The organism is uncultured Arthrobacter sp. (assembly GCF_902805515.1).
Classification (GTDB): domain Bacteria; phylum Actinomycetota; class Actinomycetes; order Actinomycetales; family Micrococcaceae; genus Arthrobacter_D.
Genome location: NZ_CADCTE010000057.1, coordinates 1 through 13941, shown reverse-complemented (window position 1 = coordinate 13941; position 13941 = coordinate 1). Strand labels below are relative to the sequence as shown.

At 67.4% G+C, this 13941-nt stretch carries 15 protein-coding genes, 1 tRNA gene and 1 pseudogene; 10 read left to right on the top strand and 7 right to left on the bottom strand.

All coding sequences use genetic code 11. The features are described 5' to 3' along the window. Together QZX79_RS04730 and QZX79_RS04725 are read right to left on the bottom strand one after the other, a co-directional pair. Positions 1-182: pseudogene (locus QZX79_RS04730) on the bottom strand (NADP-dependent oxidoreductase); the annotation flags it as partial. A 142-nt stretch (positions 183-324) separates the two neighbouring features. After that, positions 325-672 (bottom strand): MerR family transcriptional regulator, encoded by a 348-nt coding sequence (locus tag QZX79_RS04725; RefSeq protein WP_294565357.1) that lies wholly within the window; start codon positions 670-672, stop codon positions 325-327. An 83-nt stretch (positions 673-755) separates the two neighbouring features. Between QZX79_RS04725 and QZX79_RS04720 the strand changes: the two genes are divergently transcribed. Together QZX79_RS04720 and QZX79_RS04715 are read left to right on the top strand one after the other, a co-directional pair. Further along, positions 756-1856 (top strand): alkene reductase, encoded by a 1101-nt coding sequence (locus tag QZX79_RS04720; RefSeq protein WP_294565353.1) that lies wholly within the window; start codon positions 756-758, stop codon positions 1854-1856. Between the two features lie 320 nt (positions 1857-2176). Further along, positions 2177-3103 carry a metallophosphoesterase gene (locus QZX79_RS04715; protein ID WP_294565350.1) on the top strand — a complete coding sequence of 309 codons (927 nt, stop codon included), beginning with the start codon at positions 2177-2179 and terminating at the stop codon, positions 3101-3103. A gap of 125 nt (positions 3104-3228) precedes the next feature. On the opposite strand, the gene QZX79_RS04710 is transcribed toward QZX79_RS04715, so the two are convergent. Then, the gene (locus tag QZX79_RS04710) at positions 3229-3717 is read right to left on the bottom strand and encodes a YajQ family cyclic di-GMP-binding protein (protein ID WP_120164599.1); all 489 of its coding nucleotides are present in this window, start codon (positions 3715-3717) and stop codon (positions 3229-3231) included. Between the two features lie 236 nt (positions 3718-3953). On the opposite strand from QZX79_RS04710, the gene QZX79_RS04705 reads away from it, so the two are divergent. The 5 genes from QZX79_RS04705 (at position 3954) to QZX79_RS04685 (ending at position 9592) form a co-directional block, all read left to right on the top strand. Then, a tRNA-Tyr gene (locus QZX79_RS04705) sits at positions 3954-4035 on the top strand. A gap of 723 nt (positions 4036-4758) precedes the next feature. Next, positions 4759-6729: an acyltransferase family protein gene (locus QZX79_RS04700; protein WP_294565348.1), complete on the top strand. Its 1971-nt coding sequence runs from the start codon at positions 4759-4761 to the stop codon at positions 6727-6729. 115 nt (positions 6730-6844) lie between these two features. Further along, positions 6845-7531 (top strand): HNH endonuclease family protein, encoded by a 687-nt coding sequence (locus QZX79_RS04695; protein WP_294565345.1) that lies wholly within the window; start codon positions 6845-6847, stop codon positions 7529-7531. Between the two features lie 95 nt (positions 7532-7626). Further along, the gene (locus QZX79_RS04690; protein ID WP_294565342.1) at positions 7627-9033 is read left to right on the top strand and encodes a D-alanyl-D-alanine carboxypeptidase family protein; all 1407 of its coding nucleotides are present in this window, start codon (positions 7627-7629) and stop codon (positions 9031-9033) included. Positions 9034-9208: 175 nt separating this feature from the next. Next, positions 9209-9592 (top strand): YtxH domain-containing protein, encoded by a 384-nt coding sequence (locus QZX79_RS04685; protein WP_294565340.1) that lies wholly within the window; start codon positions 9209-9211, stop codon positions 9590-9592. A gap of 58 nt (positions 9593-9650) precedes the next feature. Here the strand turns inward: QZX79_RS04685 and QZX79_RS04680 are convergent, their stop codons facing one another. Next, on the bottom strand, positions 9651-9872 hold the full coding sequence (locus QZX79_RS04680) for a hypothetical protein (RefSeq protein WP_294565336.1): 222 nt from the start codon (positions 9870-9872) through the stop codon (positions 9651-9653). 122 nt (positions 9873-9994) lie between these two features. Between QZX79_RS04680 and QZX79_RS04675 the strand changes: the two genes are divergently transcribed. Continuing rightward, positions 9995-10291: a hypothetical protein gene (locus tag QZX79_RS04675; RefSeq protein ID WP_294565334.1), complete on the top strand. Its 297-nt coding sequence runs from the start codon at positions 9995-9997 to the stop codon at positions 10289-10291. 17 nt (positions 10292-10308) lie between these two features. Here the strand turns inward: QZX79_RS04675 and QZX79_RS04670 are convergent, their stop codons facing one another. Both QZX79_RS04670 and QZX79_RS04665 read right to left on the bottom strand, forming a co-directional pair. Further along, entirely contained in the window at positions 10309-10794 is a 486-nt protein-coding gene (locus QZX79_RS04670; RefSeq protein ID WP_294565331.1) for a DUF6314 family protein, read from the bottom strand. 20 nt (positions 10795-10814) lie between these two features. Further along, positions 10815-11588: a hypothetical protein gene (locus QZX79_RS04665; protein WP_294565329.1), complete on the bottom strand. Its 774-nt coding sequence runs from the start codon at positions 11586-11588 to the stop codon at positions 10815-10817. Positions 11589-11795: 207 nt separating this feature from the next. Here QZX79_RS04665 and QZX79_RS04660 point away from each other — a divergent pair, with 207 nt between their 5' ends. Beyond that, positions 11796-12188 (top strand): co-chaperone YbbN, encoded by a 393-nt coding sequence (locus QZX79_RS04660; protein WP_294565327.1) that lies wholly within the window; start codon positions 11796-11798, stop codon positions 12186-12188. A 200-nt stretch (positions 12189-12388) separates the two neighbouring features. On the opposite strand, the gene QZX79_RS04655 is transcribed toward QZX79_RS04660, so the two are convergent. Continuing rightward, complete coding sequence (locus QZX79_RS04655; protein WP_294565325.1) at positions 12389-13363, bottom strand: DNA-3-methyladenine glycosylase; 975 nt, start codon at positions 13361-13363, stop codon at positions 12389-12391. Between the two features lie 262 nt (positions 13364-13625). Here QZX79_RS04655 and QZX79_RS04650 point away from each other — a divergent pair. Continuing rightward, positions 13626-13941: pyridoxal-phosphate dependent enzyme (locus QZX79_RS04650; protein WP_294565322.1), on the top strand; the 316-nt coding region annotated here is incomplete at its 3' end.

Below are 13941 nucleotides of genomic sequence, written 5' to 3'. Positions count from 1 at the left end.
GCAGGCAGCCCGATGGGAAGCACCTCCTGGATGACACCGGAACGCAGCAGGTAATCGATGGGATTGACGCTCACCGCCTGCACCTTGATCCGGACGGAACCTGCCGTGGCGTGGGGTTCGGTGGTTTCCTCAATGATCATCACGTCCGGGTTCCCGTACTCGTGATAGCGCGCAGCCCGCATGGGGTCTCCTTCACTTCCCGTGCAGGGCGTTTCCCTGCAGCAGCGCCAGCCTAGGACCTGACGCTAACGTCAGGTGCAAATGACTGCAGGATGCCCGGCCGATGCACCCGTCAAAGTGCGGTTCAGCCGACGGGCGGACTGCCTAGAGGGAGCGGGCTTTCGAGGCGGTGATGACTTCATCGAGACGTGCACTCGCCTCGCGCAGTTCTGCCATGCGATGCGCCAGCGCCTCGCGTTCGGACTGCAGCATCGCCTGCTGTTCCTTGGTGGTGCCGCCTGTGTCGATGCAGGGCAGCAGTTCCGCGATGCGGCGGCTGCTCAGCCCCGCCGCGTACAACGTCTGGAAAAATCGAACCCGGTCCACCGCGCTGCTTTCGAACTCGCGCTGGCCGCCAGGCGTGCGCTCACTCTCGAGCAGTCCCTGCTCCTCGTAGTACCGCAGCGCCCGCACGCTCACACCGGACTGCTTTGCCAGTTCACCAATGCGCATCGACGCTCCCTTTGTGCTGCGTTTTCGACCGTGACGGCCCTGGACTTGCACCTGACGTTAGCGTCAGGTCCTACCGTAATTGTATGACTTCTCTTTTCGATAATGTGCCCCTCGGCGAACTGCGCCTCCCCAACCGGATCGTCATGTCTCCCATGACGCGGGTTCGTTCCGGTGTTGAGGGACTCGCCACGGCATCCATGGCAACCTACTATGCGCAGCGGGCGACCGCTGGATTGATCATCACAGAAGGCGTCCAACCCAGCCTGGAAGGACAGTCGAACCCACTCACCCCGGGTCTGTATAACGCCGCGCAGGTTGATTCCTGGCGGCAGGTCACCTCAGCGGTGCACGTCAACGGCGGCCGGATTTTCGCCCAGATCATGCACGCCGGCAGGATCAGCCACCCCGACACCACCGGCCACCAGCCGGTGGCGCCCTCGGCGGTTGCCGCCCGTGACGCATATGTCTTCACCCCCTCGGGCCCGCAGCTGGCTCCCGTGCCGCGCGCCCTCACGGCCAGTGAGGTCCCCGGTGTGGCGGAGTCGTACGCGACGGCGGCCCGGGGTGCCATGGAGGCAGGGTTCGACGGCGTTGAGCTGCACGGCGCAAACGGATATCTGATCGGGCAGTTCCTCTCGAGTAACGCCAACCGCCGCACCGACCGCTACGGCGGAACCATCAGCGGGCGCATCCGCTTTGCCGTGGAAGCCGTGACCGCGACAGCCAACGCAATCGGGGCGCACCGCGTTGGGCTCCGGGTGTCGCCCGGCGCGGGGATCTGGGACGTGAGCGAGTCGGAGATTCCCGGGTTGTACGGGGCGCTGCTCGAAGAACTGGCTCCACTCGGGCTGGCATACCTCCACGTGGCCGCAAGCCCGGAAGAAGACGTGATCCGCGGCCTGCGCCGGGCGTGGGAGGGCGCTCTCATCGTCAATCCGTCGAAGCCCGGCAGCGCCGTTCCCTCGACGCGCGAAGATGCTGACCGCTGGCTTCTCGAGGGTGCGGATCTAATCTCCTTCGGGCGGACATTCCTGGCCAATCCCGACCTGGTCGAACGTCTGCGCGCAGATCACCCGCTCGCCGTTGCGGATGTCGACACCTACTACACGGGCGGCGACGAAGGCTACATCACCTACCAGCCCTTCTCCCACGCGCCATCCGCCCTGGTCGCCGCGGAGGGCTAAGGAGTCGCCCGGGAGCCCTGCCCGGTTCCCTCATTCACCGCGTTTTCACAGCGACCCGCGGATTGTGCCGTGGCGGCCGGCACCCCTACCGTTGAAGATCATCACACCGATGTACGCAGCACCGGGGACACCTGCTTCAATAATCCTTCGACCGCGGAGCTGGCCCAGCGCAACCGCCGCTGGGCCAGTTCCGCACCACCATAGGGCCGCCGCCCACCTTCGAGGGGGTGGCAGTCCTGAATCCATGGAGCTATCGGATGCAGTCAACACTTTCTCGTCCCCGATTTTTTCGGAGAGTGGCGGCAACGGTCGCAGCCCTTGTGGCGGTTTCCACCGCGGGGTGCACCAGTGAGCCCGACGACCCGCCCGAGGAGGTTGAGATTGCGGCTGTCGGCGACATGAACGGCGCCGAAAACACCACCTTCGACAGCCCGTCGGGCCGGAACGGCGCGGCGATCACCGAGCTCGTGGAAAACGACGAGATCGACGCCTTTTTGGGTCTGGGGGATTTCCAGTACGACACCGCGTACTGCGAGGACTACGTGAAGTATTGGCAGCCGCTGTGGGGCGGCGCGAAGTCCAAGCTGTACTGGGTGTCCGCCCCCAACCACGACTGGGAACCCGGCCGCAATGAAGAACTCGACAACTTCATGAACGACCAGTGCCCGGGGAGCACGGGGAAGTCCGCAATCAACCAGGAGAGGGGGTGGATCTATAACGGGGAGCCGTATTCGAAGGACTTCGGGAACTGGCATGTCGCGTTCCTGTCCTCCGCACTCTGGCAGTATGACGAGTCGGAGGCCCGGGCGGCGACGAAGTGGCTGGACAAGGACCTCGCTGCTGCAAAGAAGGACGGCAAGCATCTGGCCGTCGTCCACCACGAACCGTACTTCACGTCGAACACGGAGTCGCACGAGCGGGCGTACGAGCACAAGCCGTGGATCGACGTCATGTGGAAGCATCGGGTCCGGCTGAGCCTGTCAGGGTCACAACACAACTACGAACGGTCGTGTCCGGTGAACAACGCGGACCAGTGTGTTCCGGACGGTATGACGGCGTTCCAGGTGTCCACCGGGGGTATCGGCCTGCGCCCCTTCACGAGCAACCCGTGGTACATCTCACACCGGTTCAGCGACACCCACGGATTCCTCCGGCTGACCCTCCGGGAGAACGGGTCCTTCAACTGGAGATTTGTTCCGACCTCCGGGTTCGGCACGGACGTGGGATGGCGCCCCGCGCCGCAGTAAAAGTCCCTGCCGCGGCCGATTGGCTGCACCGGCGGCGCCGCTGCCTGCAACCTCAGCGTTCCCGTGCCGTCGCGGTGCGGCGTGCTTGTCCTCGAACCTGCAGCACCGCACCGCCTTCGGCAGGGTCAGCGCATGTTGACGAACTGAAGGTCCGCTTCGTCGAAGTTCTTCAGCAGGGCCATGGTGGCCTGCAGGTCGTCACGGGACTTGGAGCTGACCCGCAGCTCGTCGCCCTGGATCTGGGATTTGACGCCCTTGGGTGCCTCGTCGCGGATCAGCTTGTTGATCTTCTTGGCGATGTCCTGGGCGATGCCCTCCTTGATGGAGGTCTCAAGCCGGAATTCCTTGCCGGAGGGGTAGGGCTCTCCGGTGTCGAGGGACTTGAGGGAGATGCCGCGCTTGATCATCTTTGACTGCAGGACGTCGAGGACGGCGAGCACGCGCTCTTCGGAGTTCGCCTTCATGAGGATTTTTTCGCCGCTGAAGTCGACCTCTGCGCCTACTCCCTTGAAGTCGTACCGCTGGGCGATCTCCTTCTGGGCCTGGTTCAAGGCGTTGGCCACCTCCTGCTTGTCCACTTTGCTTACGACGTCGAACGTGGATTCGCTAGCCACTGTGCCTCCTTAGAAGTTGGATACTTTCCTGCTTCCAGCCTACTGGCTTGCGGGCAGCGGCGCCCGGCCGGCGTCGTGCCGCCCCGGCTGGCTCATCGAGGGCGCAGAGACGGCGCCCTCGACCCGGTTTGGTCGGTTTCGTCCGCGTCCTGGATGCCGATTCGATTCTCGGGCCGATGTTCTGTAAAGTTGTCTTGCCCGCGCTTGCTGCGGGTTGTCTTCATCTGGAGACGTTCGGCAGATTACCCGAGCGGCCAAAGGGGGCTGACTGTAAATCAGCTGGCACAGCCTACGGGGGTTCGAATCCCTCATCTGCCACAGCAAGGAAAGGCCCGCTTCACCCGGCAAGTACGGGATGGAGCGGGCCTTTCGCATTCCCTAGATCGGGTTCCTTCCCTCATTCTGCCCACCGGCAGGCCCGCGAGGACGAAGATGGACGGGCCTGACCTCAACCTCGAATGCGTCTTCGGGTTCCCCGGTCAGGAGGGCCGCGGCGTCCTTGACCATCGCCTCCACCTGGTCCAGTCGCCGGGTCTGGGTGAATAACCCATCAACCTCGGGCACAGTGACGGCCCACCACCGTCCGTCACGCTCGGCATTGGCCGTAAGCTTCCGCATCACTCTCCATCCGATCGGCAGGCACCGCTCAGGAGCGACAATACCGCTGCACCCCGACAGGGGCTGTCGCTCCTATTTTTTCCTCGCGCGGCCGCAGCCACCGCGCCGGTCCGGTCGGTCGACGCGCCGTTCCGCGCCGGCCGTTTCGTGCCGAAGGATCAGCACATGGGAAGATAGGCCGCAACGGGAGCACGTCGTCATGCAGGACGCGGAGCATCGCCCTGCAAGACGACGAAAGGATTCCCCGTGAGGGACGACCTTCTGGACCCCCCTGCCGTACCGGCCAGCACACCAGCAACATTTTCCCCAACTGCTACACCACAGCGGCCCCGCGGCCGCCGCCGCGCCACTGGTGGACGCCACTTCGCCGCCCCGCCGACGAGCCGTCGGACCCCGGGTGTCCGGAAGGGATTCCGGCCCGAGGTGCAGGGCCTGCGCGCCCTGGCAGTCCTCATGGTGGTCACCTACCACATCTGGTTCGACCGGGTGTCCGGCGGCGTCGACATCTTCCTGCTGATCTCGGCGTTCCTGATGACCCTCACCTTCGTGCGGAAGGCCGAGGCAGGCACCCCGTTCGGCCTGGTCAGGCACTGGCTTCACCTGTTCAAGCGCCTGCTGCCCGCCGTCGCCGTCGTGCTGCTGGGAACCCTCGGTGCCGCGCTCGTGCTGCTTCCGCGGGCCCAGTGGACCCTCGTGCTCGAACATTCCTGGGCGTCGTTGTTCTACTTCCAGAACTGGCTGCTCGCCTCCGAGTCCGTTGACTACTACGCGGATACCAGCGTCGCCAGCCCGCTCCAGCATTTCTGGTCCCTTTCCATCCAGGGCCAGGTCTTCGTGCTGTGGCCGCTGCTCTTCCTCGGAGCGGGTCTGGCAGCGAAGGCTCTTCGCCTGCGGTTTCGAACCGTGACCGCGGTGCTGTTCGGCGTCGTCTTCGCGGTGTCGCTCGCCTTCTCCATCTACGAGACCAACACCAACCAGGCCTACGCCTACTTCGATACGCGGGCGCGGCTCTGGGAGTTCGCTCTAGGCACCCTGCTGGCGCTGGCGCTGCCCTACCTGAGGCTCCCAAGGGTCCTCGCTGTCGCCGCGGGCTGGCTGGGACTGGCCGGGATGCTCAGTGCCGGGTACGTGCTCGACGTCGAAGGGGAGTTCCCGGGCTTCGTCGCGCTGTGGCCGCTGCTGTCGGCGGCGCTGGTCATTTCGGCCGGCCAGACCGGCAGCCGGCTGGGCGCCGACCGGCTGCTCTCCTGGGGGCCGCTGGTGAAGATGGGCGATCTCTCCTACGCGCTCTACCTGTGGCACTGGCCCATCCTGGTCATCTACCTGGTGTACCGGGGGCGCGACGCCGTCGGGCCGGTCGGAGGCACGGGAATCATTGTGCTTTCCCTCATGCTCGCCTATGTCACGACGCGCTTCGTGGAACGGCCGCTGCGGAACCTTCCCAAGGTGGAGGCGAGCCGGGTACGGACCCTGCTGGTGGTGGCGGCCTGCCTCGCCCTCGTCGCGGTGCCGGTGGGCGCCGTACAGCAGGTCATGCGCGTGCAGGCGGCGAACCTCCTGGCCGAGGCCGACACCCAGAACCCCGGCGCGTACTCCCTGATGGCCGGGTTCGTCGACCGTTCAACCGGTGAGACTCCGCCCATTCCGGACCTGGGCAGCCTGAAGGGGGAGTGGGGGGCGCTCGCTGGCGAGTGCGAAGGGGAGCATGCTCCCGACGGTGACGCAAACGTGATCCGGGTGTGCGCCTTCAAGCCCGCCGTCGGCACACCGAGCAAGGAAATCCTGGTGATCGGGGACTCCCACGTCGAGCAGTGGGTGGAGCCCCTCGAGCTCCTGGCGGAACGCCACAACTACCAGCTGACCACCCTGCTTCTCGGCGGATGCAACTACGGCACGGCCAGCGAGACCCGGTCCGCCGGGTGCAACAGCTTCAACGAGGCCGCCACCGCCTACGCACTGAAGATGAAGCCGGACGCCGTACTCACCATGGCGACACGGTCGGACAAGAAAACCAGCGCCGAGCGCGCCGTCGCGGGCCTGCCGGAAGCTGCTGCCGTCCTGGGGGAGGCCGGCATCCGTGTCGTCGCACTCCGCGACAACCCCCGGTTCACCTTCAACATGATCCGGTGCGTGGAGGAACACGGCGCGGAATCGGACAAGTGCACCTTCCCGGTCGGCGAGAAACTCGCGGCGACCCCGCCCGTGCCGCCCGCGGAGGCCTCCAAGGGAGCGCTTCGGTTCATCGATATGACCGACCTGATCTGCCCCGACGGCACCTGCAGCCCGGTCGTCGGCAACGTCTACGTCTACCTTGACGACAACCACCTGACCACCACCTACACCAAGACGACGCTGCCGGAGTTCGAGAAGCGGTTCCACGACGCCCTGCTCTGACGCGCAAGCCAAGTTTTCCCGCAGTTTTCACCCACCGGCGCCCTACAGCCCGGCATGGGATGGGATGCTTGTTCGAGTGCCCGTTGGAGGCACGTCCGTCTTTCAGGAATTGAGCATGAACATCAAGTCAGGGTTCCTGGCGCTGCTCGCCGCGGGCCTTCTCGTCACCGCGGTCGCGCCCGCCGCCGCGCCGGCCTCCGCAGCGCCTGCCGCGGCGTCCGCCTCATCAGCCGACGTCACCACGCTTCAGGAGGCGGTCCGGGCTCTTCCCGTGGCAGCAGAAGACAATCTCGGGTTCGACCGCGACCGCTATTTCGGCCACTGGGTCGACGCGGACGGCGATTGTCAGGACACCCGCGCCGAGGTGCTGGTCCAGGAGAGCAAGGGTTCGCCCAACTACACCTCGGCCCAGCGCTGCACGGTCGCAAACAGCCGGTGGGTGACCGGTTTCGACAACCGGACCCACAAGTCGGCCACCACCGTCCAGATCGACCACACGGTGCCGGCCCATGAAGCCTGGGGATCGGGTGCACGCTCATGGACGCAGGACCGCCGAATCGCCTTCTACAATGATCTGGGCTATCCGGGCTCGCTCAACGCCCAGCCGGGAACTTTGACCAAAGCCAAGCAAACGTCGGGCCCCGAGGGATGGGTTCCTCCGTCGAACCGCTGCACCTACATCGCGCAGTGGATCACCGTGAAGACGCGCTGGGGCCTGACAGTCGACAGCTCCGAGAAGGCCGCACTCGTCCGGTCCGCCGACGCGTGCCCGACGTCCAGGCTCAGCATCACCAAGATCTGACAGCAGGCACTGCGCCGGCGGGTGTCCCGGCCCTCCCATTCGGGGGTGGCAAAGAGTATTCTGAGCGCCAAGGTCGCTGAAGCGGGAGGGCTGGCATGCGGGCTTCCAGGGAGAGCGGGCTCAATGGAGCTGCCCGCCGCACCGTCGTCGTGGTTATTGTTTTGCTGATGTGCCTGATCGGGGTGAGCCCGGCCCGCGCGGCCCCGGTGTCCGACCCGAACAACTACTGGGTGCTCGTCAACAAGACCCGCCCGTTGAACCCGCTGCGGTACGTTCCTCCGGACCGGGTCAACTGGGCCGGCACGGGCCACTGGATGCGGCGGGATGTCGCCTCGGCTGTCACCCAGCTCTTCGGCGGCGCCCGCTCTGCGGGTCACTCGCTCGGCGTCGTCAGCGCCTACCGCTCGTACGACGAGCAGGCGGCCCTGTACGACCACTACGTGCGGACCTACGGCCAGACCGAGGCCGACCGGATTTCCGCCAGACCCGGCCACAGCGAACACCAGACCGGCCTCGCCGTCGACGTCGGCAATACCGCCGGGCAGTGCGAGCTCGCCGGCTGTTTCGGAGATACCCCCGGTGGCCGCTGGGTGGCGGCCAACGCCCACCGGTACGGCTTCATCGTCCGGTACCCCAAGGGCTACACGCACATCACGGGCTACACCTATGAACCCTGGCACCTGCGCTATGTCGGCGTGCCATTGGCGACCGACATGAAGAACCGCGGCATCCCGACGATGGAGCAGTACTTCTCGGTGCCCGCCAACCCCTCCATCCGCAGCGCCGCGGACGTTGCTGCCGCCGATTCCGCCGGGACGCTCTGGAACTATCCGGGAAACCTGCAGGGAGGATTTGCGCCCCGCACCAGGATCGGCTCGGGCTGGACCGGGCTGAAGTCCGGCTTCGTCGCCGACTGGAACTCCGACGGCGTCAATGACCTGGTGGGTCAGTGGAAGACGGGAAGGCTGACGGTCTACCTCGGCCGCGCTTCCGGCGGATTCCTCAGCCCCATGACGGTCGGCAACGCGGGATGGCAATCGATGACCATCACCGTGGGCAAATGGCACAACGGGCATCGGTATCCGGGAGTGGTTGGTTACGACTCGGCCGGTACGTTGTTCTACTACCCGAATCCCTCTGGCGCCGCCCTCGGAGCGCGGCAGGCCATTGGGGGCGGCTGGCAGGGCCTGAAACTGACCATGGCCGACTTCGACAACGACCGGCGGGAGGACATGCTGGTCACGCGGGCGACCGGAGCCCTGATCCTGTACCGCTCCAACGGTGCCGGCCGGTTCGTCTCCGAGCCGCGCCGTCAGGTCGACTCGGGTTGGAACGCCATCGTGCAGTCGCACGCCGCGGCGGGCTTCGACGGTGCCGGTACCCGGGGGCTGATCGCCAAGGCGACCGACGGACGGTTGATCTACCGCGGACTCGGAACCAATAAATTCCTGGGCAGCAGGGTGGTCGGGTCCGGGTGGGGTTCCCTCAGCGTCTTCCGGTGACGCGGCGACTGGCCCGTGCCGCCCGTGCACGCAGCGGGCGCGCCGGATTCTCCGGAAGGGCCCGGGATTCTACGGGAGGGTAACCCGCAAATCCAGAGGAATGAGATAACTGCGCCGCCGATGCCGCTGGTCTAGATTCAAGGGGACAGCGTCCATCTGCGAACGGAGCACCACGATGAAAAACAAGCTTGTTTTCGCCTCGGGCATGGCCGCCGGGTATGTTTTGGGCACGCGGGCCGGCCGGGAGAGCTACGAGAAGATCCGGACCAAGGCCAACCAGCTGTGGAACAACCCCAAGATCCAGAGCACGGTTTCGAGCGCCACCGACACCGTCAAGGACAAGGCCCCCGCCGTGCAGGGGAAGCTCACGAGCGTCCTGAAGAAGCGGGGCAACGGCTCGGACTCCAAGGACACTCCGTACTCTGGCACCCCCGTCGCCGTCGTGCCGCCGCCCGTGACCGATGAAGGCCTCGCCGGAACCGGCCTCGACGACCCCACCATGGTCGACCCGATCCCGACCCTTGCCGACGACCCCAACTCGCGTCCGCCGCTGAGCTGATCCGGGGCACCGGGCAAAACGGGTCCGGCGGGCACATTGTGTGCCTGCCGGGCCCGTTTCAGTGTCCTTGGGAGCGCAGAATCTCCAGGTGCTCCCGCCGGGCGGCGGCATTCAGGGGGCCGATCAGCGCGAGGTACAGGCCCAACGCGATAAAGAACGCCACCCAGAAGTCAACGAAGACCATCAGGACGGCGGCAAGCACGACGGCGGCGGCGAACCCGATGGCACCCCATTTTGTCAGGCGCTTCGCCATCGGCGGCAGCGAGTCATAGGCCTTCATCGGCGGTTCCTTCCTTCCCGACCATTCTAGTAATCGGGTCCCGGGCCGTCGCGCTTTTCCCGCGGGCGCGCTCGGCGGGACAACCCCTCGCCGGAGTCACCGCACAGGTCTACCCTGTTGGCATGGCGCAGGCTTCGGGGTGGCACGGGATTCCGCCGGCCGCCGACCGGTACGGGCCGCCGCTGCAGTTGGAGCGGCCCGCCGGGGTGGTGACCGAGTCGGTGAAAGCCCCTGCCCTGTGGGCCCGGCTCTCCTATGCCAACGGCACCGTCCGCACCGTCAAGGGCTTCGCCATGGCCTGGACCACCGACGCCGTACGGGTCCAGTGGATCGAGCATTCCCGGGCCCGCGAAGCCTGGCTTCCGGCCGGTCAGTGCACCCGCCGGGAACTGCCGGCCCCCGGCAGGTTCGCCGCCTGATCACCGGGGGCGGCTTCTCAGCGGGGCGGGCGCTCCCGCGTCAGCTCCGTGGTCAGCAGCTGGTCCTTGGCGGGCCCGGTGACGTCCCACTCGTACTTCAGCCGGTCCTGCGCCAGTGCGGTGTACTCCACCCGGTAGGTGTCGGGGGAGCACCAGTGCTCGTCCCGCCAGGAGCCCGCGGCGAGGCTGAGGCGGTGAAAAGGCCTGCCGTCCTCGAACAGGACCTCCCACGGCGCGGCCGGCCCGCCGGGAACAAGAAGGTACTGGCGGTTCGCGGGGCCGGTGAAGGGCGGAACCGGTCGGCCCACGGAGGGACGAACGCCGGGCCAGTGCACCGTCCCCTCCTCGCCCCAGGATAGGCCCGGCCCCCCGTCGGGCACGGGCCGGAAGGTGAGGGTTCCCGTGAACGAGCCAACGGTGGAATCGGCGCGGTTGAGCAGGCTGCGGCGGACACGCCAGGTGCCGAGCAGGTAGGAGCGAAGATCGGGAACCGGGACATTCATGGCACCCAAGCCTAATCCGGCTAAGGCCTGCGAGAAGGACCGGCAGCCGCCAGGAGAGCCTCCGTCCGCTCCTGCACCTCCAGGCGTCCCCTGCCGGTGAGGCGGACCTCGGCCGTGTCGCGGGGGGAGATGAGGCGCTCCTGCGCCATGATCAGGCCCTGCTTCTCAAGCCCCGCCGCCTCGGCGGCCAGTTCGTCGAGGGAAAGGCCGACGGCGGCACCAAGGCTCGACGGGGACGCGCAGTGAACGCGCGTCAGGGCAGCAAGCAGGGCAAAGCGCCGGTCGCGCGGAGGTGCAGGCGGGCCGATGGTGCGTGCTCCTGCGCCCCGCGCCATTGACCGGACGATGAGGAAAATGGCACAGGCAGCCAGCGGCAGGACCGCTGTGAAACCGGCGGCCAAGGCATCGGAAACCCCGGGGGGTGTTTCGCGGAAGAGCTGCAGGTAGGCCGCGCCAAGCAGCACCGACGCCACGATCGCGGCGGTCTCGATGGTGGGGAAGTGCCGCGGCCGGATGGTGCGGTGCCGGCGCAGCAGGAACGGGAAGGCCACCCCGAGGACGGCGATCGCCACGAGGAGCACGGCGAGCGCGGTCCCCGTAAGCTGTGAGGCCCGGACCCCGAGGAAGGACGCCGCGAAGTAGCAGGCGATTCCCGCCGCCACCGCCAGGAGCAGCCAGCCCTCGGGCGCGGTCGACGTGCCGTGGAGACGGGCGGCCGCCGATTCGCCCTCATCGAGCGTCCTGCGTGCCTGCACCGCATTTGGAGCGGCAGCATTTGCCGGGGAGTCGCTCATGATTGCCTAGGGCTGGAGTTGTATACCCGCCACGCTATGCCCGTGGCGGGCGCGGCGCAAACAGGGGCGCCCTCCACCGTCTCCGGCGGCAGCGGAGGTGTTCGCCCTGGGGCGACCTCCGCGGCGAGCCCGGAGGTGGCGTGCCGGGAGGCTTCATCGACAGCGAACACAGGCGACACCGCCCGGTGGACTCGTTACGGTTGAACCATGGCAACCATCGACATCACCGAGGCAAGCTTCCCCGAGACCATCGAGAACAACGACATCGTGTTCGTTGATTTTTGGGCCGACTGGTGCGCCCCGTGCACCCGGTTCGCGCCCGTCTACGACGCCGCCTCGCAGCAGCACGACGACGTCGTCTTCGCCAAGGTCGACACCGAGGCCGAGCAGTCCCTCGCCGCCGCCGCCGGGATCACCTCGATCCCGACCCTGATGGCGTTCCGCGAGCAGGTCCTCGTGTTCTCGCAGCCCGGCGCGCTGAACTCCTCGCAGTTCTCCGAGCTCGTCGACGCCGTCAAGGGCCTGGACATGAAGGCCGTCCACGAGCAGGTCGCCCAGCAGCAGGCCGCCGCGCAGACCGATCCCGCCGACGGTCAGTAAGGCCGAAGCAGGCTCCATCCAAGACTCTGGTCACAGCCCCCACCTCCAATCGGAGGTGGGGGCTTTGCCGTTCCCGGAACGTACGGCCGACGCCGGAGGACAGTGACTCAGTGTGCGGTGGATCGGTGCGGCACGGCAGCGGCACGCGTCGCATGGGCGGCGGCCGCCACGCGGGACAGCGCCCGCCGGCGCCGGCGGGGTCAGCGGCGGCGGTGGTCCTCGGGCCGAAGGCGCGGCCCGAAGGCCTGCTTGCGGAAGCCGCTGGCATAGAGCATGCGCACCACCCGTTGACGGTTCCCCGCCCAGGGGGCGAGCAGCTTGAGCATGCCGGCGTCGTCGGTCCGCCGTCCGGTGAGGGCGGCCCCCACGAAGGAGGCAAGGTGGTAGTCCCCGACCGAAATGGAGTCGGGGTCCCCGTGGGTGCGCTGCATGACCTCGGCCGAGGTCCAGGCGCTGATCCCGGAAACCGAGGACAGACCCCGGCTCACCAGCGGGCCGGCGGGCACCGCGGCGAGGCGCTCAAGGCCCGAGGCGACGAGCGACGCCCTGAGCAGCGTGGCCGAGCGGCGGGGGTCGACGCCGGCACGGTGCCACTCCCACGAGGGGACCTTCCGCCACTGTTCGGCGGTGGGCGGCAGGCGCAGCTCCGGGGGAGCGGATCCGCCGGCGTCCGGAGCGGGATCCCCATACCGTTCCAGCAGATACCTCCATGAGCGCCTTGCCTCGAAGGTGGTGACCCGCTGCTCCAGCACGGCCCGGGCCGTGGCGTCGAGAACACGCCCGGTGGAGGGCAGGCGGAGCCCCGGGCTCAGGTAGCGGCCCTTTTTGGCGAGCTCGGGCAGCGTGGCACGGAAGTCGGGGCTGTCGAACCCGCTCCAATCGTCCTCACTGCCGAGCAGGCGCGGAAGCCCGTGGAGTGCCGCTTCTGCGCCGGGGCCCCAGGCGGTGGCCTCAACCCGGGACGATCGAAGGGTGCCGCGCTGCTGGAGGCGCAGGGTGGTGGCGCCGTCGGCGGTGCGGAACGCGAGCCAGTGCGCGCTGCCGACGGTGCGGAAGGCCGGGTCGTACGCGCCGCACTGCAGGGTGCCGATCGTACCGGCGAGGTGGTAGGGGCCACCGGGCTCCCAGACCGTCGTGACGCCGGCGGAACCGACGACAACGGGGGAACTGCTCATCCCACCATGGTGCCACGGACCCGGACGACCCCGGCGTGCCCGCCGCGCGACACTCCGCCGGTGGCAGGACCGGTGCGTTCCATGACGTCCGGGCAGCCCCACGACGTCCAGCGCACCCGAAAGCGACAAACGAGCGCGATTAATCCGGTGCGTTTGTCGCAAAGTGATCTGTCCGCCGCAAAGGGGACCCGCGGGCACCGCTTTGGGTCGATGTGTTTCAGGCCGCACCCCTACCCGAGCGCCACCCGGTAGCTTTAGGACTATGAAGTATGCGAACTCAATAGTTGACCTGATCGGCAACACCCCCCTGGTCAAGCTCAATAAGGTCACCGACGGCATCGCGGCAACGGTGCTCGCGAAGGTCGAGTACCTGAACCCCGGCGGGTCGGTCAAGGACCGCATCGCGGCGAAGATGCTCGACGCCGCAGAGGCCGAGGGCAAGCTGCGGCCCGGCGGCACCATCATCGAGCCGACCTCGGGCAACACCGGCGTGGGTCTGGCCCTGGTGGCCCAGCAGCGCGGCTACAAGTGCGTCTTCGTGGTGCCCGACAAGGTCGGCGAGGACAAGCGCAACGTCC

Bases quoted from the DNA above. Each gene is read 5' to 3' on its own strand.
- QZX79_RS04695 (WP_294565345.1), top strand. From the start codon at position 6,845: ATGAACATCAAGTCAGGGTTCCTGGCGCTGCTCGCCGCGGGCCTTCTC.
- QZX79_RS04685 (WP_294565340.1), top strand. From the start codon at position 9,209: ATGAAAAACAAGCTTGTTTTCGCCTCGGGCATGGCCGCCGGGTATGTT.
- QZX79_RS04675 (WP_294565334.1), top strand. From the start codon at position 9,995: ATGGCGCAGGCTTCGGGGTGGCACGGGATTCCGCCGGCCGCCGACCGG.
- QZX79_RS04680 (WP_294565336.1), bottom strand. From the start codon at position 9,872: ATGAAGGCCTATGACTCGCTGCCGCCGATGGCGAAGCGCCTGACAAAA.
- QZX79_RS04725 (WP_294565357.1), bottom strand. From the start codon at position 672: ATGCGCATTGGTGAACTGGCAAAGCAGTCCGGTGTGAGCGTGCGGGCG.
- QZX79_RS04655 (WP_294565325.1), bottom strand. From the start codon at position 13,363: ATGAGCAGTTCCCCCGTTGTCGTCGGTTCCGCCGGCGTCACGACGGTC.
- QZX79_RS04660 (WP_294565327.1), top strand. From the start codon at position 11,796: ATGGCAACCATCGACATCACCGAGGCAAGCTTCCCCGAGACCATCGAG.
- QZX79_RS04720 (WP_294565353.1), top strand. From the start codon at position 756: ATGACTTCTCTTTTCGATAATGTGCCCCTCGGCGAACTGCGCCTCCCC.
- QZX79_RS04670 (WP_294565331.1), bottom strand. From the start codon at position 10,794: ATGAATGTCCCGGTTCCCGATCTTCGCTCCTACCTGCTCGGCACCTGG.
- QZX79_RS04665 (WP_294565329.1), bottom strand. From the start codon at position 11,588: ATGAGCGACTCCCCGGCAAATGCTGCCGCTCCAAATGCGGTGCAGGCA.
- QZX79_RS04690 (WP_294565342.1), top strand. From the start codon at position 7,627: ATGCGGGCTTCCAGGGAGAGCGGGCTCAATGGAGCTGCCCGCCGCACC.